The sequence below is a fragment of the Ralstonia pickettii genome, assembly GCF_016466415.2.
Lineage (GTDB): Bacteria > Pseudomonadota > Gammaproteobacteria > Burkholderiales > Burkholderiaceae > Ralstonia > Ralstonia pickettii.
The window spans coordinates 206,796-225,028 of the sequence record NZ_CP066772.2 but is presented as its reverse complement, the minus strand read 5'-3'; the positions used below and the strand labels follow the sequence as shown (position 1 = coordinate 225,028).

Annotated in this window: 22 protein-coding genes and 1 pseudogene; 11 read left to right on the top strand and 12 right to left on the bottom strand. The window is 64.0% G+C overall.

Going from position 1 to position 18,233, the window contains the following annotated elements:
• Window positions 1-143 precede the first annotated feature (143 nt).
• Window positions 144-680 (top strand): GNAT family N-acetyltransferase, encoded by a 537-nt coding sequence (locus RP6297_RS17210; RefSeq protein ID WP_009239972.1) that lies wholly within the window; start codon window positions 144-146, stop codon window positions 678-680.
• 103 nt (window positions 681-783) lie between these two features.
• On the opposite strand, the gene RP6297_RS17205 is transcribed toward RP6297_RS17210, so the two are convergent.
• Window positions 784-951 (bottom strand): DUF6726 family protein, encoded by a 168-nt coding sequence (locus RP6297_RS17205; RefSeq protein WP_009277085.1) that lies wholly within the window; start codon window positions 949-951, stop codon window positions 784-786.
• Window positions 952-1,371: 420 nt separating this feature from the next.
• Between RP6297_RS17205 and RP6297_RS17200 the strand changes: the two are divergent.
• The 5 genes and pseudogenes from RP6297_RS17200 to RP6297_RS17180 form a co-directional block, all read left to right on the top strand.
• Window positions 1,372-1,554, top strand: a pseudogene (locus RP6297_RS17200) (hypothetical protein); the annotation flags it as partial.
• A gap of 131 nt (window positions 1,555-1,685) precedes the next feature.
• Window positions 1,686-1,988 (top strand): hypothetical protein, encoded by a 303-nt coding sequence (locus RP6297_RS17195; RefSeq protein WP_009239970.1) that lies wholly within the window; start codon window positions 1,686-1,688, stop codon window positions 1,986-1,988.
• 84 nt (window positions 1,989-2,072) lie between these two features.
• Window positions 2,073-2,744: a DUF1345 domain-containing protein gene (locus RP6297_RS17190; RefSeq protein WP_009277086.1), complete on the top strand. Its 672-nt coding sequence runs from the start codon at window positions 2,073-2,075 to the stop codon at window positions 2,742-2,744.
• On the top strand, window positions 2,741-3,778 hold the full coding sequence (locus RP6297_RS17185) for an AI-2E family transporter (protein WP_009239968.1): 1,038 nt from the start codon (window positions 2,741-2,743) through the stop codon (window positions 3,776-3,778). The genes RP6297_RS17190 and RP6297_RS17185 overlap by 4 nt, the downstream gene beginning before the upstream one ends.
• Before the next feature lie 739 nt (window positions 3,779-4,517).
• Window positions 4,518-5,759, top strand: coding sequence for an MFS transporter (locus tag RP6297_RS17180; protein ID WP_009239966.1), 1,242 nt, complete (start codon window positions 4,518-4,520; stop codon window positions 5,757-5,759).
• Between the two features lie 75 nt (window positions 5,760-5,834).
• Here the strand turns inward: RP6297_RS17180 and RP6297_RS17175 are convergent, their stop codons facing one another.
• Both RP6297_RS17175 and RP6297_RS17170 read right to left on the bottom strand, forming a co-directional pair.
• Window positions 5,835-6,890 (bottom strand): hypothetical protein, encoded by a 1,056-nt coding sequence (locus tag RP6297_RS17175; protein WP_009239965.1) that lies wholly within the window; start codon window positions 6,888-6,890, stop codon window positions 5,835-5,837.
• Between the two features lie 183 nt (window positions 6,891-7,073).
• Entirely contained in the window at window positions 7,074-7,700 is a 627-nt protein-coding gene (locus tag RP6297_RS17170; RefSeq protein WP_009239964.1) for a LysE family translocator, read from the bottom strand.
• A gap of 101 nt (window positions 7,701-7,801) precedes the next feature.
• Between RP6297_RS17170 and RP6297_RS17165 the strand changes: the two genes are divergently transcribed.
• Window positions 7,802-8,668: a LysR family transcriptional regulator gene (locus RP6297_RS17165; RefSeq protein WP_009239963.1), complete on the top strand. Its 867-nt coding sequence runs from the start codon at window positions 7,802-7,804 to the stop codon at window positions 8,666-8,668.
• An 11-nt stretch (window positions 8,669-8,679) separates the two neighbouring features.
• Here the strand turns inward: RP6297_RS17165 and RP6297_RS17160 are convergent, their stop codons facing one another.
• From RP6297_RS17160 to RP6297_RS17150, 3 genes are all read right to left on the bottom strand, one after another.
• A complete protein-coding gene (locus RP6297_RS17160; protein WP_009239962.1) occupies window positions 8,680-8,952 on the bottom strand; it encodes a hypothetical protein in 273 nt (90 codons plus the stop codon).
• 126 nt (window positions 8,953-9,078) lie between these two features.
• Entirely contained in the window at window positions 9,079-9,843 is a 765-nt protein-coding gene (locus RP6297_RS17155; protein ID WP_009239961.1) for an SDR family oxidoreductase, read from the bottom strand.
• A gap of 48 nt (window positions 9,844-9,891) precedes the next feature.
• Window positions 9,892-10,566: a histidine phosphatase family protein gene (locus tag RP6297_RS17150; protein WP_009239960.1), complete on the bottom strand. Its 675-nt coding sequence runs from the start codon at window positions 10,564-10,566 to the stop codon at window positions 9,892-9,894.
• A 230-nt stretch (window positions 10,567-10,796) separates the two neighbouring features.
• On the opposite strand from RP6297_RS17150, the gene RP6297_RS17145 reads away from it, so the two are divergent.
• Both RP6297_RS17145 and RP6297_RS17140 read left to right on the top strand, forming a co-directional pair.
• Window positions 10,797-12,020, top strand: coding sequence for a M20/M25/M40 family metallo-hydrolase (locus RP6297_RS17145; protein ID WP_009239959.1), 1,224 nt, complete (start codon window positions 10,797-10,799; stop codon window positions 12,018-12,020).
• Between the two features lie 233 nt (window positions 12,021-12,253).
• Window positions 12,254-13,375, top strand: coding sequence for a beta-ketoacyl-ACP synthase III (locus RP6297_RS17140; protein WP_009239958.1), 1,122 nt, complete (start codon window positions 12,254-12,256; stop codon window positions 13,373-13,375).
• 28 nt (window positions 13,376-13,403) lie between these two features.
• Here the strand turns inward: RP6297_RS17140 and RP6297_RS17135 are convergent, their stop codons facing one another.
• From RP6297_RS17135 to RP6297_RS17120, 4 genes are all read right to left on the bottom strand, one after another.
• Window positions 13,404-14,516, bottom strand: coding sequence for an alpha/beta hydrolase family protein (locus RP6297_RS17135; protein ID WP_009239957.1), 1,113 nt, complete (start codon window positions 14,514-14,516; stop codon window positions 13,404-13,406).
• Window positions 14,517-14,518: 2 nt separating this feature from the next.
• A complete protein-coding gene (locus RP6297_RS17130) occupies window positions 14,519-14,950 on the bottom strand; it encodes an AraC family transcriptional regulator (protein ID WP_009239956.1) in 432 nt (143 codons plus the stop codon).
• A gap of 9 nt (window positions 14,951-14,959) precedes the next feature.
• Entirely contained in the window at window positions 14,960-15,358 is a 399-nt protein-coding gene (locus RP6297_RS17125; protein WP_009239955.1) for a helix-turn-helix transcriptional regulator, read from the bottom strand.
• A 73-nt stretch (window positions 15,359-15,431) separates the two neighbouring features.
• A complete protein-coding gene (locus tag RP6297_RS17120; protein WP_009277087.1) occupies window positions 15,432-16,286 on the bottom strand; it encodes a LysR family transcriptional regulator in 855 nt (284 codons plus the stop codon).
• A gap of 103 nt (window positions 16,287-16,389) precedes the next feature.
• On the opposite strand from RP6297_RS17120, the gene RP6297_RS17115 reads away from it, so the two are divergent.
• Together RP6297_RS17115 and RP6297_RS22720 are read left to right on the top strand one after the other, a co-directional pair.
• A complete protein-coding gene (locus RP6297_RS17115) occupies window positions 16,390-16,773 on the top strand; it encodes a tautomerase family protein (RefSeq protein WP_009239953.1) in 384 nt (127 codons plus the stop codon).
• Entirely contained in the window at window positions 16,770-16,895 is a 126-nt protein-coding gene (locus tag RP6297_RS22720) for a hypothetical protein (protein WP_009239952.1), read from the top strand. The genes RP6297_RS17115 and RP6297_RS22720 overlap by 4 nt, the downstream gene beginning before the upstream one ends.
• Here RP6297_RS22720 and RP6297_RS17110 read toward each other — a convergent pair.
• Both RP6297_RS17110 and RP6297_RS17105 read right to left on the bottom strand, forming a co-directional pair.
• Window positions 16,885-17,847: an SRPBCC family protein gene (locus RP6297_RS17110; RefSeq protein WP_009239951.1), complete on the bottom strand. Its 963-nt coding sequence runs from the start codon at window positions 17,845-17,847 to the stop codon at window positions 16,885-16,887. The two genes, RP6297_RS22720 and RP6297_RS17110, sit on opposite strands and share 11 nt — an antisense overlap.
• Window positions 17,831-18,187, bottom strand: coding sequence for an ArsR/SmtB family transcription factor (locus RP6297_RS17105; protein WP_009239950.1), 357 nt, complete (start codon window positions 18,185-18,187; stop codon window positions 17,831-17,833). Before RP6297_RS17105 ends, RP6297_RS17110 begins: the two co-directional genes overlap by 17 nt.
• Between the last annotated feature and the right edge of the window lie 46 nt (window positions 18,188-18,233).

Below are 18,233 nucleotides of genomic sequence, written 5' to 3'. Positions count from 1 at the left end.
ATGCGTCTGCCAAGTTACCGCATTCCGCCGCCGCCCGATAGCCATGTCACCGGAATGCGCTCGGCGATATGCGATTCGTGTTGAATTGGCGTGACAATGAACGCTTCACACCGCTTCCAGCTCCTGCCGCCATGCCTTCTGCAATGCCCATCGACGCTTCCGGATCCGTGCGCGAATCCGGTGCGGTTGCCATTCGTCCCGCTATCGAGGCGGATCTGCCGACCATCGTCGGCATCTATGCACATCATGTGCGTACCGGCACCGCCAGCTTTGAGATCGATGCCCCCGATCTGGCCGAGATGACGCGCCGCTTTCATGCCTTGCAGGAAGCCGGCATGCCTTACGTGGTGGCCGAAGCGGGCGGTGCGCTGCTCGGTTATGCGTATGCCGGCCCGCATCGTGCGCGGCCTGCGTATCGCCATACGGTGGAAGACTCCATCTACCTCGACACCGCCGCTCAGGGGCGGGGCGTTGGGACGTTGCTGCTGGAGGCGCTCATCCGCGAATGCCAGGCGCGCGATTTCAAGCAGATGGTGGCTGTGGTAGGGGGCGGCCGCGAGAACCCGGGGTCAGCCAAGCTGCACGCCCGTTGCGGGTTTCGCGAGGTGGGCGTGCTGGAGGCGGTAGGCTACAAGTTTGGGCGCTGGCTGGATTGTCTGCTGATGCAGCGGGCCCTGTGAGGCAGCGGCACTGGTTAAGGTTCAGTGAAGAACGGTAGATGCTTTCCTGAGTGGCCCAAGCCTTCTGAGCTCAATTCACAGCACAGCGCTTTGATTACTACGCTCAATCGATGATGTCGGCGCAGGCGTCGGTGGGCGCGGCCGCCACATGCCCCACCAGCGGCACCATCTTCAGGCCCGCCGATGCTACGCGGCACGGCGCGGCCACCACGCCGCACCCGGAAAGGAGTGCAGCGACGAGCAGGGACACAGCGAGGAGAAGGCGTTTCATCGTGGGTGCGTTTGAAAGCGAATGCCGTGCAGTGTGACACAGGGTCATTCGCCAACCTCTGCGCGTGTGTATCGGGAAATGACAATCTGTGCGCGTCGCACAACCATGATGCGATGCGTCAGAACCCAACAATAAAACCCGTTCGAAAGCCGTACAACGCTGACTTTGGGTGAAAAAGTCACATTCTGCGTTTGCGCAAATTAACCCGCAAGCCTTTGTCGCAGGCCGCAAAACCACTGGTGATGCGGGTTTTCCCGTAATTTCACATATCGCAACAATAAATTGCCTGTCGCGACATTTATTGTCTGAACAGGCTCGCCTACGATGACTCCATCGAATGCGGCGCCGCAGCGAAAAAGAAAATCCTGGAAATGTCCGGATCACCTGCCCGACGCGCTGCGCCCATCTGGAGAAGACATCATGAAAGCCCAACGTACCCTGATTGCTGCCCTGATCGCCTTGGCAAGTGTGCCGGCCCTGGCCGCAGCCAAGTTTGACGTGTACACGCAAGGTGCTGCGCAAGTCAGCCAACGCTTCGATGTGTACTCGGAGGGCGCCAAGGCTGGCAGCAAGTTTGATCCGTACACCGAAGGCGCCGTTGCCTGAGCCTGGTTCCTACCCCAAAAACGCCCGCATATTGCGGGCGTTTTTGTTTGCGTCACCGGGCAAGCGCGATGATTGCGAACCGAGTCGCCGTTGCCGCGTCTCACTCTCATCGCAACCAGGAAGCCATGATGATTCGTTCTCGTCGTCCGACTCGCTCCCTCCTGTGCCTTACGCTGGCCGCGGCCGCCATGCTCGCCGGTTGCGCGACTGTCACCCCGGGTCCGTTCTTGATCACCGTGCGTGATGCCGATGACACGGTGCTGGCGCAGTTCCAGTTCCAGGCCGGATCGCAGGGGGCGCTCGAGACGGCCATGATCGGCATGTGCCGCGTGTATCCGAAAGCCACCGTCATCGCAGAACAGCTCTCAACGCACGAACGCCTGCAGGAGCGCTGCAAGCGCTCGTTCGCTTCAATGCTCTCAGCGTCCTGATGCGCTGAAGCGGCTACCATGTCGCCTCATCGGCTGGCGTTGCCGGCCTTGTGTGAACACCGCGAGCACGCACCCGAGGCCCATGTGAACCCGCAAGACAAGTCCTCCGAGATTTCCCGGCTTCCCCGCTTTGCGGCGACTCGGCCGCGCCTGTTGTTGGCGCTTGCGCTGGGCGCAATTGCTGTCGCCGTTGTGTCGGCGCACGGGTGGCTTGCGCGCCTGCTGCTCGGCTGGGACATCGCCGTGTGGACGTATCTGATTCTGATCACGGTAATGATGTTGCGCGCAGACCCACACCGCATCCGTGCCGTCGCCCGCCGTGAAGACGCACGCGCGTCTGCCGTGCTGGCGGTAGTCTGCCTCGGTGTGGTGGCCAGCATGGTGGCCATTGCGTTTGAGCTGGCGACGGCCAAGTCGGCTGGGCATGCACAGACGTCGCACTATGTATTTACAGGCATCACGGTGCTCGGCGCCTGGCTCATGGTGCCGATGATGTTCACGGTGCACTACGCGCATCTGTATTACCGTGCGCCCCACGAGCCGCCGCTGCGGTTTCCCGACGAGCAGCTTGAGCCCGATTACTGGGATTTCCTCTACTTCTCCTTTACGATCGCGGTCGCCAGCCAGACGGCCGATGTCAGCATCCGTTCGCGCGCAATGCGGCGGGCGGTGCTGGGGCAATCGCTGCTGTCGTTCTTCTTCAATACGAGCATCCTCGCGCTCTCCATCAACATTGCTGCCGGCCTGTTCTCATGACGATGCTGCCCCCCGAGCTTCCTCCCAACGCGCACACCCGCGCCATCAACGCTGTCAGCTACGTACTGGTGGCGGCCATGATTGCGGCAGTGCTGTGGCTGCACCTGTTGCCGGCCGCCATAGCCGGTTTCCTCGTCTACGCGTTGGCGCGCAAGCTGGAGGCGCGCCTGCGCCGGCGCCGCACGCTATCCCAGCGCGCAAAGGCGATTGCGGTGATCTGCGTGTTCGTGATCGCGGCGCTCATTCTCGCGGCGCTGGGCATCGGGATCGGCCGCTTGGTCGAACATGGTCATGGGCTCGAAGGCATGCTCACACGCATTGCCGACGTGCTCGACAACCTGCGGGAATCATTGCCGGCAGCGGTGGTCAGTTACGTTCCGCAGTCGGTGACGGAGCTGCGTGTGCAGCTTGTACAGATGATCAAGGAGCATGGCCATCAGGTGTCGACCCTCGGCATCGACGGGTTGCGAGCCAGCGCATTGATGCTGGTTGGGCTGATCCTGGGGGCGATGGTGGCTTGGTCGGAAACACCTGATTCCGAGCACCACAAGCCGCTGGCCGCAGCATTGGTAAGCCGGCTGAGCCGGTTGACCGATGCATTTGAGGCGGTGGTGTTCGCGCAGGTGAAGATCTCCGCGCTCAACACGGCCCTCGCGGCCATTTACCTGCTGGGCGCGCTGCCGCTGTTCGGGCAGCACGTGCCGTATTCCAAATCGCTGATCCTGCTGACCTTCGTGGCGGGGCTGATTCCGGTGGCGGGCAACCTCATCTCCAACACAGCGATCGTCGTGATGAGCGTGACCGCCTCATTGGAGTTGGCGGTGGCGTCGCTGATCTTCCTGGTGGTGGTGCACAAGCTGGAGTACTTCGTGAATGCGCGCATCATTGGCAGCCGCATCGACGCGCGGGCTTGGGAGCTGATCCTCGCGCTGATCGTGATGGAAGCGCTGTTTGGCGTGGGCGGCGTGATTGCCGCGCCGGTGCTGTACGCCTATATGAAGCGTGAACTGGCGGACGCCGGGCTCATCGGCTGACACGTTTCCCGTTGATGCGTGGGGTGACCCGCCAGCGCCCCCGCGCTGACGGCATCGGCAGAAAAGAGCGCGCCCTACGGGACGAGGGGCGCGCAATAACTCGCTGACCGAGAGACGTCAGCGAGCCGAGGGTCGGTACATGGGGACGAAGCGGGCGGCGGGCGCGTGCCGTCGCCAGTGACATCCACGGCTTCGGACGTGACGAAGCAGCAGACGACCCGGTCGTCGAGCAGGGCCTGATAGAAAAGGTCTCCCATCGCGCGGCATAGCGTTCCCGTTAGCAGGATCATCATGGCTCCCCTCCCATGTTGGCCGATGTGCGGCATCGTCGATGCTGGTCATCGGTTCGGGTTGCGGATCATCGTGCGTGTGAAATGGCTCACGCATCGGGCTCCGTCAGGCCGTCGGCACTGGCGCCATGCTGGTGCTCCGGCGTCGTGCTGCAGTCCATGCTGGCGAGTATAGAAAGCGTCTCCTGAGCGGCCATGCTACGAACGGAGTAGCCCTCCGCGAGAAAACGGCTAACACGTTAGCTACCTGCCAGGGCAAGCGGGGTCAGGGTTTGCGGGAAGACGCCTCCTGTTTTAGTAAAAGGGGCGCGGCGCGAGCTGACGCTTCTGCCGTAGCAATAGATTGTCAGGTTCGCGCTAATCGTTGTCGAATTTGCGGTAACACGCCTGCACCGTTTAGGCGGAAGATTGAGCGCTTCCTCGCCTCAACTTTGTGACCTCAAACCATCATGCAAACCACCGCAAATGGCACGGCCGCTGCCCCGGCGACTGCCGCCGCGCAGGCCGACAAGACCGGCTTTGGCGTGATCGGCGCCATCAGCTTCGCGCACTTCCTCAACGACATGATGCAGTCGTTGATCCTGGCGATCTATCCGCTGCTCAAGGGCAACTTCCATCTCGATTTCTCGCAGATCGGGCTGATCACGCTCACGTACCAGATCACGGCGTCGCTGCTGCAGCCGATGGTGGGGCTGTACACCGACAAGCATCCGAAGCCGTATTCGCTGGCGGTGGGCATGGGCTTTACGCTGGTGGGGCTGGTGCTTTTGTCGGTGGCGCCCAACTTTGGCACGGTGCTGCTGGCGGCGGCGCTGGTGGGCACCGGCTCGTCGATCTTCCATCCGGAATCGTCGCGCGTGGCGCGTATGGCGTCGGGCGGCCGCCATGGTCTGGCGCAGTCGCTGTTCCAGGTGGGTGGCAATGCTGGCAGCGCGATGGGTCCGTTGCTCGCGGCAATCATCCTCATGCCGTACGGGCAGCACAGCCTCGCGTGGTTTTCGATCGCTGCGCTGATCGCCATCTTCGTCCTGTATCACGTGGGCGGCTGGTACAAGCGTGAACGTGCCGCGGGCCATGGCAGCAAGGCGGGTGGCCGTGCACATGCCGCGATCAAGCTGTCAGGCGGGCAGGTCGCGTTTGCGATGACGCTGCTGGTCGTGCTGCTGTTCTCGAAGTACTTTTATCTGGCGAGCCTGAACAGCTATTACACGTTTTTTCTGATCACCAAGTTCCACCTGTCGGCACAGACGTCGCAGCTGTTCCTGTTCCTTTTCCTGTTCTCGGTGGCGGTGGGCACGATCGTGGGAGGTCCGATTGGGGATCGCGTAGGCCGCAAGGTGGTGATCTGGGTGTCGATTCTGGGCGTGGCGCCGTTCACGTTGCTGTTGCCGTACGCCAACCTGTTCTGGACGGCCGTGCTGACGGTGATCATCGGGCTGGTGCTGGCCTCGGCGTTCTCGGCCATCCTCGTGTATGCGCAGGAGCTGATTCCCGGCAAGGTCGGGATGGTGTCGGGCTTGTTCTTCGGGTTTGCGTTCGGGCTGGGCGGCATCGGCGCCGCGGTGCTCGGCAAGCTGGCCGATGCAACCGACATCTACAACGTCTATCACCTCTGCTCGTTCCTGCCGCTGATCGGCCTGTTGACGGTGTTCCTGCCGAATATCGAACGCAAGCGCCAACAGGCGGCGTAACGCGACACATACCGCATACGGATGCAGCGCGGCGGACGTCCCCTCCCGGACGATCCGCCGCTTTGCTTTTCGGCGTTACTTCTCGACGGCGTGGGTCGGGCCCGGCCACACGCCGGTCATCTCGATCTCGCGCCGGCCGGTCAGCCATTGGCCGAGCGGGCTGGGCCAGCGGAACGAATAGTTGTCGCTGTTCACGACGCCCTGGAACTTCACGTCGACCTGGATATCGGTGGCGTTGAGCGGAATGTTCGCGACCGTCTTGGAGATGCCGCCGCTGAGCGAAAACTCATCGCTGCGCGGGCCTTGCGGCGTGTTGAAACGCAGCTTGATGTGCGTGACGTAAGTGCTGCCCGGCTTGTTGTTGAAGTAGATCTCGAAGCCGCCCAGACGCGTGATCCAGTTCGGGATCAGCAGGTTGCCGTCGAACGACGCAAAGGTGTAGGCCACCGGAATGGGCGCGGGCGCCTGCTTGCCGGGCTCGAACGGCCACAGATGCTGGTCGACGCTCTTGGTCTGGTTGACCGACACGAACGATCCCTTGCCCGTCGCGCTGCCGAGCATGTCATGCACAGCGCCCGCCGAGCCCGTGATCGAGAACGACGCGTTGTTGTCTTGCGAGCCCACGTTCAGCCCGCTGTTGGCCAGAATCACGCTGGTCACCACGCCGAAGCCCTGCGCGATATTGCCGCCCGAACCCATGCTGACGGACTGCGCCTGTTCGGCGAGCCACTTGATCGTCTCGGGCCGTGTGAGTTGCGTCAGGTCGCTGATGTAGGACTCCGAAGCAATGCCGAATTCCGAGGCGATCGACCCGACCGACGAGAACTCCCATTTCACTTCCACGCCCGCGTTGATCTTGGTGCCGCTTTCAGGGTCGGTGGCCGAGCCATCGAGCTTGACGTTGGTCTCGGTGCGGTGGACGTTGTTGGTCGACAGTTTCCATTGGTTCGGTACGATGCGCGTGTTGACCGCCACGCCAGGTGTTTCCGGCTTGACGGGCGTGAAGTCGCCGGTGTCTGGCGACACAAAACCGACGGCGCCGGGTTTGATGGTGGGGGCGAGCGTCCAGTTGCCCCAGTAAGCTGCGCGGCCGTTGCGGATGAGGTCGGTGAAGGCGCGATTCCATTGCATGGTTGCACTCCAGGTGTGAGGTTGTGCTGCGAGTCAGCGGGTTTGCGCGATGGCCTCCATCGTCACGTAGCGACGGGCAGGGCGCGAGGGCACTGTCTCAAACGGGCTGGCGCCTGTTAATGCAGCAGAAGACCTGGGACAGACGGCACGGGCGCAGGCATGGGCAGGCTGTTACGCGCGACATCACGCAAGCCGCGCAAGCCCCAGCGCCAATCCCAATCCGATCAGGATCACGCCAATCACGCCGTCCACGATGCGCTGCCGCGCCAGCAGCGAACGCCGCAACGCGCCTGACGCAAACGCTGCGGCCACCAACGCAAACCACATCGCGTGCGCAGCCGACATGAACAGGCCGTAGCCGAACTGCGCGAGCAGCGGCGTGCTCGCGTGAACAACCTGCGTGTACGTGCTGACCACGAACAGCGTTGTTTTTGGATTGAGCGCATTGGTGAGAAAGCCCATGCGCAGGGCTGCGAAGGTCGATAGCGTTGGAGCGTCGACGCTGTTACCGGCAGTCTCGCCGCTGGGCAACGGCTTGGCCGACAGCGTCTTCCAGCCAATCCACACCAGGTACGCCGCGCCTACCAGCTTGATGCCATGCAGAAGGGTTGGCGCATGCGCAATCAGCAGCCCTACGCCGAACATCGTGTAGAACACGTGCACCTGTACGCCCAGCGCAATGCCCAGCGCGCACAGCACGCCGGCGCGCCGCCCATGCAGCAGGCTGTTGCGCGTGACCATGGCAAAGTCCGCGCCTGGGCTGATGACGGCGAGGATGGTGATGAGGGCAACAGCAAGGAGTTCGGTCATGTCAGGCGCAATCGCAAAGTGGGGGTGCGCCAATTCTGGATGCACCCATCATCGCCGAAAATCGATTTATGATGCCGTTTTTAGGTGAGAAAAACTGACAGATGGCGCTGCCTCCACTGAATACCCTGCGTGTGTTTGAAGCTGCTGCACGGCATGGCAGCTTCGTGCGTGCGGCCCAGGAACTGCACGTAACGCATGGCGCTGTCAGCCGGCAGATACGACAGTTGGAAGCGTCGTTAGGGGTGGATCTGTTCGAGCGGCGCAATCGGGCCGTCTTCCTGACGCCAGCGGGCGACCAGTTGCATGCGGCTGCCACAGATGCGTTTGAAATTCTCACAGATAGCATCGACCGGATCGCCCGCCGGGCAATGTCTTCAACGCTGGTGGTGTCATGCGAACCGACGCTGGCGATGCGGTGGCTGATCCCGAGACTGTCGCGCTTCCAGGCGCGGCATCCGGCCATCCAGGTGCATCTGTTTGCGGCGGGCGGGCCGATCGATTTCGCGCGCACCGGGGTGGACGTCGCATTGCGCCGTGATGACTTTGCGTGGCCCGCGCACGTGCATGCGGCGCCCATTTGCGACGAGTGGATCGGCCCGGTACACGCCCGCCAAGCGGATATTGCCGCGCGTCGACGGCTGCTGCACACCGTCACGCGCCCCGATGCATGGCAGGCATGGTGGCGCGCCAGCAGCACGGCACGGCCGCGAGGGCGGCTGCCCGAAGCGCGCTACGAACATTTCTATCTGAGTTTGCAGGCGGCCCTGGCGGGGCAGGGCACCGCCATCGCGTCAAAGCTGATGGCCGGTGATGACCTGAAAGATGGGCGGCTGGTCGCGCCCGAAGGGTTCCGACGCGACGGCTCTGGCTACTACTTGCTGGCCGATGCGCCTATTGCGCCCGACAGCGCGGCCGGCGCGTGGCTCGCCTGGTTGCGCGAAGAGACGGCAGCCACACTTGCGGACTAGCGCACGCCGGCTTACGCCGCTGCGTGTCCGCCGCCAAGGATGCCGCGAATAGTGGCCAGATAGGCTTCGCCCACAGCCCGGTTGAGCGGTCGCGCACGGGGTGTCGCGCGTTTGCGCGGCGGCGGCGTCAGGCCCAGCGTGCGGCAGACTTCCGACGCATACGGCCGCCCGCGCACATCCATGCGCAACACGACTTCGTTCAGCGCCTGTTCACCCAGACGCTCGCGCAGCCAGAGCACCGTCTGGCGGTCGTACTCGTTTTCGATGCGGATTAGGTCGTCCATGGCAGTGCTGTATAAATTTACAGTTACTGTAAATATATACAGGTATCCACAGATTTCAAGGACGATGTTGCGGCCGCGCCGCACTAGCGTGCCGGGCGGCTCAGTCGATGCCGTAAACGCCCAGTGTCAGACCGTCATGCCGCCATCGACGACGATGCATTCGCCGTTGGTGTAGCTCGCCGCATCCGACACGAGATAAAGCACCGTGCCCGCCATCTCGCGCGGTTCGGCGTGGCGGCGCAGCGGGATTTCGCTGATCCAGCGGTCGTACGTGGCCTTGTCTTCAAAGAGGGCGCCTGCGAACTTCGTCTTGGTTAGCCCCGGCAGCAGCGCGTTCACGCGAATGCCGAACGGCCCGCATTCCTTGGCAAAGGCGCGCGTCATGTGGGCCACGGCGGCCTTGGTGATGGAGTAGATGCCTTGCTTGTCGCCCGGGTGCAGCGCGTTGACCGACGCGGTATTGACGATCGCGCCGCCGCCCTGCGCCTTCATCATCTTGCCGGCTTCAACCGACATGAAGAAGTAGCCGCGGATGTTCACCTCAACAGTCTTCTCGTACGCCGCCAGATCCGTGTCGAGGATGTGGCCGAAGTGCGGGTTGGCCGCCGCGTTGTTGATGAGAATGTCGAGCCGGCCGTGCGTGCGGCGGATGGTGTCGAACGCCGCGGCAATGTCTTCCATGCGCCCGACGTGGCAGGCGAGGGCTTCTGCCTTGCCGCCGGCTTCGCGGATGCGTTCTGCTACGACTTCGCAGTCGGCCAGCTTGCGGCTCGACACGATCACGTGCGCGCCTTGTTCTGCCAGCAGCTTGGCAATCTCTTCGCCAATGCCGCGGCTGGCGCCGGTAACCAGGGCGATCTTTCCGGTCAGGTCGAACAGGTTCGTGCTCATGGTGTGCTCCTCCAATGGTGATCTGTTATGGGCGTCCGGCCTGGGCGATCAGCCGTACGTCTGGAACGCGCGTCGCGCCGGATCGTCCAGATGCGGGACGCCGTTGAAAGTGGCCAACTGGAACGATTCGGCGTTGAAGAAATACTGCGAGACGCTGCTGTTGCGGATTTGCAGGTTCAGCGCAATGGCGGTGGTGGGCGGTGCGGCCAGCACCTGCTGCGCGGTCACCGCAATGGGGCCGCCGGAACTGATCGCCAGCACACGCTGCCCGCCGCCTGCCTGGATGGCCGCGCGGGCGTCGGCCACGCGTTGCTGGAAGGCGGCCCACGTTTCGGGCAGGGGCCCGCGGATCTTGTCGTCCGACCATAGATGCAGCACTTGCTTGAGCGCCCGGTAGTGATCGCGCATTGAGCCCGAGGCCAACTGCGTCAGCTCCGGAAAATCCTCTCCCAGCGCGGCAAAGAGGCCCTGGAAGTCGTATTCGTTCAGCCCGGCATGCTGCTCATATGCCGTGCCTGAAATGCCCATGCCGCGCAGGATGCCGTCGACAGTCTGCTCGTGGCGGCGCAAGGTGCCGCAGATGACGCGATCAAAAACAATATCCTGCCGCGCAAAATATTCACCAAGCCAGACGCTCTGCTGCTCGCCGCGCTCGGAGAGCCGGTCGTAATCTGCCGCGCCAAACGAGGCCTGTCCGTGCCGTACGAGATAAAGCTCCGCCATCGTCTGCCCGCCAAATCAAAGGGGAAACCAGATTAGCGGCGCGTGCATTATTTGTGAAATTTATTGTTTGAATGACTGGTAATGCATGCAATGAATAGTTGTGCCACTGCATGACGGCTTGCCAAGAGCAAGCTGCGGGTGACGACCGTGCGCCTCGCGCAACATGGCTGCCCGGCCAGCACTGATGTTGTGTGTAATGGCTGTTTTGCCACTCGCTACAAAGGTCCTGTATGAAACCGTCCCGCCTTGCCGTTGCTGCGCTGCTGCTGTGTGCCTCAGGCCTGTCTTGTGCCGCCGATGCCAATCCCAAGGTGCTGTCCGCCGCCGAGGGCTACCGCGGCGACGCTCTGCAATTGCTCGAGCGCCTGGTGAACATCGATTCGGGCACGGGCAACGAAGCGGGGCTGAGCCAGATTGGCACCATCGTCACCGACGAACTGCGCAAGGCTGGCGCCCAGGTGGAAACGGTGTCCGCCGCGCCGGCAGTGGGCAACAACATCCTGGCGACCTGGAAGGGCTCCGGCAAGACGCGCATTCTGCTGATGGCGCATATGGACACCGTCTTCAAGGACGGCACCGCACGCGCCAAGCCGTTTTACATCAAGGACAAGCGCGCCTATGGCCCCGGCGTGATGGACGACAAGGGCGGCGTGGTGGCGGGTTTGTATGCGATGAAGATCCTGCAGCAGCTCGACTTCAAGCAATACGGGCAAGTCACGCTGCTGCTCAACACCAACGAGGAAACCGGCTCCAAGGGCACGCGCGCGTTGATCGAGCGCGAAGCCAAGCAGCATGACGTGACGCTCAACCTGGAACCGGGCCGGCCCGCCGATGGGCTGGTCGTGTGGCGCAAGGGCAGCGGCACGGCGGAGATCGACGTCAAAGGCAAGGCCGCGCACGCCGGCGTGGCGCCCGAATCCGGTCGCAACGCCGCCAACGAACTGGCGCACCAGGTGCTGCAAGTCGGCAAGCTGGGCGACAGTGCCAAGCAGACGACTTTCAACGTGACGGTGCTCAAGGCGGGCGACGCGACCAACGTCATCCCCGACCATGCAACGGCGTACGCCGACGTGCGCGTGGCCGTGCCGGAGGAATTCGACCGCGTGGAGCGCGACCTGACGCGCGTGTCGGCCAACAAGCTGATCGCCGAGACGGAAGTGAAGACCTCGCTGGTGCGCAGCTTCCCGCCGATGCCGCGCAATGCAGCGTCCGACCAACTGGCCGCCAAGGCGCAAGCCATCTACGCCGAGATCGGCCGCAAGCTCACGCTGGAGGGCAGCGGCGGCGCGGCCGATTCCAGCCTGTCGGCGGGTGTCGGTACGCCCACGCTGGATGGCTTCGGGATTGTTGGCGGCGGCATTCACACGCCGGAGGAATATGCGGAAGTGGAGAGCGTCGTGCCGCGCCTTTATCTGCTGTCGCGGATGATCATGGAGGTTGCGGCGAACAAGTAGCCGCAGCGCCCACGCTGCGGAACAAAGCGCGGGTGACGGCGCGGTGCTGTCACCCGTTTTGTTTTGCTGGCTGGGCGAGGGCGAGGGCCGGGGGCGCGGAGTTGGGATGGTGTCGGCGCATGTGCGCCCCGCTGCGCAAGGTCCAACTAGACGTAAACGACCACATGCTGGCCCCCGCATTGCCGGGCCGATGTGCTATCGTCGCCGCCACGAAAAATTCATAAATTCCGGGTATGCACGACGTCGTTATCAGCGGCACGGGCCTGTGGGTCGCGCCCGAGGTCATCACCAACGAGGAGCTGGTCGCCTCCTACAACGCCTACACTCAGCGCTACAACGCGCAGCACGCCGAAGCGATTGCCGCGGGCGAGCTGACGGCGCTGGCGGAATCGTCGGCCGAGTTTATCGAGAAGGCTTCAGGCATTCGCCAGCGTTACGTGATCGACAAGGCCGGTGTGCTGGACCCAACGCGCATGCGCCCGCGTCTGACGCCGCGCCCCGACGATGCGCTGTCGCTGCAGGCTGAGATTGGCGTGGCGGCCGCGCGCGATGCCTTGGCCGCTGCCGGCCGCGATGCCGCCGAGGTCGACATGCTGCTGTGCGCAACGTCCAACTTCCAGCGGCCGTATCCGGCACTGGGCGTGGAGATCCAGAACGGCATTGGCGCGGGCGGCTACGCGTTCGACATGAACGTCGCGTGCTCGTCGGCCACCTTCGGGCTGGAGCAGGCCATCAATGCGGTGCGCAGCGGCACGGCGCGGGCGGCGCTGGTCGTGAGCCCCGAGATCACCTCCGGTCACCTCGATTGGAAAGACCGCGACTGCCACTTCATCTTCGGCGACGTGTGCACGGCCGTGCTGGTCGAGCGCGCGGAAGACACACGCTCCGCCGACGCCTGGCGCGTGCTCGGCACCAAGTGCGCGACGAGCTTTTCCAACAACATCCGCAACAACGCCGGCTACCTCTCGCGCAGCGAAGACCGCAACCCGGACGACCGCGATCAGCTCTTCCGCCAAGAGGGCCGCAAGGTCTTCAAGGAAGTCTGCCCGATGGCCGCCGAACACATTGCCGGCCATCTGCAGCAGCTCGGCCATGTCCCGGCTGACGTGCGCCGCTTCTGGCTGCACCAGGCCAACCTGGCAATGAACCAGCTGATCGGCAAGCGCCTGCTTGGGCACGATGCATCGGCCGACGAAGCGCCGGTGATTCTGGATGAGTTCGCCAACACCGCATCGGCGGGGTCGATCATCGCGTTCCACCGCCACCGTGCCGACCTGAAGTCGGGCGACCTGGGCATGATCTGCTCGTTTGGCGCGGGCTATTCGATCGGCAGCGTGGCGGTGCAGAAGCAGTAATCGACCTGCATCGAATCGCGGGCGACGCTCAGGTCTGACCGGGCAGCGCCGCCCCGAAAAAATCCAGCGCCCGGCGCACGGCCTCGGCATGCACCGCATCGCGGTCGACGCCCGGGTTGTCCTTGCACAGCAGCGGCACATGGGGTGCGGCCCCCGGCAGGCACGTATCCATGAACGTGTAGTGCGACGCGCCCGGCACCAGCAGCAGATCGGCCTTGGGCAGCATCTTGGCGACGCGGCGCACGTTGGTGTCGACGGGCACGGTGATATCCGCGTCTCCGGCCATCAGCGAGACCGGGATGCTGATGTTGCCAAGCGACGTGGCGTCCATCGCCATGCCCAGTGCCGGCGCCATCGCAAAAACGGCTTTGATGCGTGCGTCGCGGTAGGACGCACCGGAGCGGGCGAGGGACGCTTCCGTCTGCGGTGATCTTGTTGTGTCGACGGTCGGGTTGATCTGCGCGCGGGCCATCTCGGGTGGATGGCAGATCGCGTCGGCCTGCGGCGAGCCGCAGAACGCCATGAACGCCGGGACATCCGTGCGTGCGCCGGCAAGTTCGAGCACCGTATAGCCACCCAACGAGAAGCCCACGGCGCCGATGCGCGTGCGATCGACATGCGCGCCCAACACGGGATCGGCGAGCACGCCGTCCAGCACTTCGCTCACGTCAGTGGCGCGCTCCCACCACAGCATGAAGCCATCGCGCGTGAGCGGTTCCAGTGCCGTGTTACCGGGATGATTCACGCCCGCGACGATGTAGCCGTTCGCGGCCAGCGCAGCGGCCATCCAATCGAGGCTGCTTGCCGTGCCGCCCGTGCCGTGCGAAAGCAGCAGCAGCGGATGTTGCGCCTGCGTTGACGCGACGGGCGCTTTGCCGGCAGATGGCTGCATGCGGAACGGCGACCGGCCCGGCGCATCGACGTTGTGCGAAACCTCCGGCACGGAAATGTCCACCGGATACCAGATGTTGGTGATGAGCGCCTGCGTGCGTGCCCCGCGCCAATGGCGTTCAGCCTGCGGGTGGAACGTGCGGGTGGTTTCGCCCACGTGAAACGGCGCAGCGGGTGCGTCTGCCGGACCGCCATGGGCAGCGCCCATGACGACGGCCGCCAGCGCGGCGGCAAGGCAACGGTGCAACATCTCTACTCCTTGCGGATGGGGATCATCAGATCGGTCACGCAGGCACGCGGCGGGTGGTGCCGCCCTGGGCTGCGATACAACTCAAGTGCCGGCCGGTCGTCCGGTTCAAAGCCGTAGCTTGGGAGGCATCCGCCGTAGAGCGCCTGCATGGTCGGCGCGATCAGCGCATAAGGACCGATCAGCCGGTGGCAAGCGTAGAGACCGCCTTCGATCCGCATCGGGAGCAACGGCCCGGTGATGGCGCGCGGCGCATCGAGGATGACCCCCGCGAAGTACTCAAAGGAGCCGGGCGTTTCGGGGTCGCCGTGGCAGATGCCAATGCGATCGGGTGCATCCGCCGATTCCATGTCGATGCCGAGCGGTTGCCGCAACGTGATGAACGTCTGGCGGATGGTTGCGACGGGGCCGTCGTGGCGCAGGCAGAGCGCGTGCAAAGGCGGCTGCTAGATCAGCTCGATGGGCGGCAGGTCTTCCGTATCGGCGCTGCGCACATTCAGCGCCTGCTGCCGGGTCTGGAAGGCGCGCGGGCTTACGCCCGTGAACTCGCGGAAGGCGCGCGCGAATGCCTGCGGGCTGCCATAGCCCACGTTGAGCGCGACGTCGGTGACGGAATCTTCTGCGCCGCTCAAACGCCGCGCGGCCTGCGCCAGCCGCATGCGCTGGACGGTCTCGAATACGCCTTCGCCGGTCAGCGCCCGGTAGATGCGATGGAAGTGAAACGGCGACAGGTGGGCCACCGCGGCCAGACTCTGCACCGTATGTGGCGCGGCGGGGTCGGCCAGAATCGCCTGGATCACGCGGGCGATGCGGCGGTGGTAATCGTGTTCAGTGCGCGGTTTCATGGGGCAAAGCATAGTCGCCCCGCAGGCGCCGCGCGGTGCAGCGATTGCGCAAATCTGCGCCTATGGTTATCGGCTAACGCCCCGCCGTGGCCCGCAAGGTGGACGCGAACGTGCGTAGCGCCTTCTTCGCCGCAGAATCGGTCAAACGGGAATGCAGCACCACGCTGCGTGGTGGAAGCGGAGGAAGGCCGAGCGCAGCGCCCATGTCCACTGTGCCGGGCGGCGCCACGCGGCGGCTGAGGGCCGCCACGGCGAGGCCCGCTGCCGCGGCCGCCCCGATGGTGGCCACACCGCCGCCCACAAACACCTCCTGCCAGGGAATGCCCGCGTCTTCCAGCGTGGCGACTGCCATCTGCCGTATGCGGCATGTGTCCGCTTGATTTGCCAGGCGAATGGGGTCGCCGGCGCGGTGTTCGAAGTCGGGCGCAGCCATCCAGCCGAACGGTTCTTCCATGAGGACTTCGCCATCGGTGCGGCGGTTGTCGTGGCGCAGTACGATGGCCGCGTCCAACGCGCCGCTCTCGAAAATGTCGAGGATCTCCCACGAACTGGCGATGCGGATCTCCAGCGTCAATGCAGGTTCGGCCAAGCCCATCTGGCGGAGCAGCCGTGGCAGTTCAGCGCCGACGATGTGATGGCTGATCCCGACCGACAGCCGCCGCCGTTCCACGCCAAACGCGCCGAGCGCGCCTTCGTGCGCGGCCACCAGTTCGCGCGCCGCTACCAGAAAGGCGGCGCCATCCTGAGACAGCCGCACGAGACGCGGCGTGCGTTCCAGAAGCCGGCGGCCCAGCGCATCTTCCAGCCGCTTGATCTTCAGGCTCACCGCGGATTGCGTGGAGTCCATGGCCTCCGCCGCGCGCGTGAAGCTCTTCAGATCGGTGGTCAACACGAAGGCCTGGACGGCCTCCATATCCAGCATCTTCATGGCTCAATCATTTTGAAATCGAATGATTGAAATATCTTAGGATGCCTTTTTTGAATGATCAACGTGGGGCATGCTTTGGTCACTGCAAACCTCGGAGTTGACCATGCCTCTCGTTCAAGTGTCGCTGCGGCGCGGCAAGCCTGCCGCTTATCACCAGGCCATTTTCGACGGCGTCTATCGCGCCATGCGCGAGACCTTCAACGCGCCGGAAGACGACCGCTTCATGACGCTCACCGAGCACGACGCGAGCACCTTCAGCGTCAGCCCGACGTACTTTGGCATCGCGCGTAGCGACGACGTTGTGATCATCCAGATCACCGCCAACAACACGCGCAACCGCGAGCAGAAGCAGGCCCTCTATCGCCGTATCGTCGAGTTGCTGGGCGAGGAGCCCGGCATACGGCCCGAAGACGTGTTTATCAACCTGGTGGAGGTGCTGCCCGAGAACTGGTCGTTCGGCAACGGTCTCGCGCAGTACGCGCAATGACGCCGCGCCAGGCGCTTCTGGCGCACCTGGGCGGCGTGTTGTGGGCGGCAGTGTTGATCGTCGGCGCGGCGGTCACGTTGGCGACCATTGCGCGCGACGTCGTGCAGATGCTCAGTCCTTGAGCGAATTGCCGAGCATGTCGAGCAGGAACTGCGTGCCGCGCTCACGCGATCCGGAGTCGTCGTAGCCATCCAGGAAGGCGCCTTGCTCGGTCATCACGAGATGCGTGCCGCCCGAACCGTCCTTCGGCTCACGCAATTCCAGCGTGGCGAGCGATGCGGAGATCTTGCGGTCGTCCAGGTGCATCACATACGAATAGACGACGCGCTCGTTCGGAATGACGTCGTGATACAGCGCTTCAAAGCTGGACACGACACCGCTGTCCCACCGGCCCTTGACGACTTCGCGGCCGCCGGGCGTGGCGTTCATTTCGCGCACGAGCAAGGTGTAGCCGTTGCCGCCCGCAAACCACTTGGCCTTGGCGGCCGGGTCGGTCAGCGCCTTGAACACGCGCGAACGGGGTGCGTCGTACGTGCGCTCCACCGTGAAGGTGGCATGCACCACAGAGCGCTGGATGCCATCGGCCACCGGCACGCTTGCGGCTTCGCGTTCCAGCTTGTCGAGCGTCTGCTTCCAGCCTTCGGACGCGCCCTTGATCATCATCTCGGCAATCGGCGCCAGCGGCGTGTGGGTTTGCGTAACTTCCATGCGCGTGCCGCCGCCGGTTTCTTCGGCAAAGGTCACGACGGTGTGGGCGTTCATCAGCGGGCGGTTGTCGCCGTCAACGACGTTCATGTCGATGACCAGGCGCGCGTTCGGCACGATCTCCAGAAAGTGACCGCGCGACCAGTGGTCCTGGCCCTCGGGCGAGCGCATGCAGACGTCAAACTTGCCGCCCACGCGAAACTCCACCGTTGCATCCGGCACCGTGTAGTGCGTCGGGCAGAACCAGCGCTTGATGTGATCGGCGGTGCTCCAGGCCTTGAAGACCCAGTCGCGCGAAACCGGGAAGGTGCGAGAGATCACGAGAGGGCGCAGGGTCGTGCCGGCGGGGCGGTCAATGGTCGTCGTCATGTACGTCTCCTTGGGTTTTGAGTGTTTCCAGGTAGGCGCCGAGGCGGTCGAAGTGCTGTTCCCACTCCAGGCGTCGTTGGTTGATCCACTGCTCGGCGAGGCTCAGCGCCTCGGGTTCGATACGGCAAGTCCGCACGCGGCCCACCTTTTCCGATCGCACGAGACCGGAGTTCTCCAGCACCGCCAGATGCTGCATCACCGCGGGCAGCGAAATATCGAGGGGTTGGGCAAGTTCGCTCACCGACGCAGGCCCGCGCACGAGCTGCACCAGCATCGCGCGCCGGTTGCCGTCGGCCAGGGCCTGGAAGGCGAGATCGAGAGAGGTGTCATGGTTAAGCATGTGGTTAACTATAGCGAGTTCGAATAGTTAAGCAAGTACTTTATCT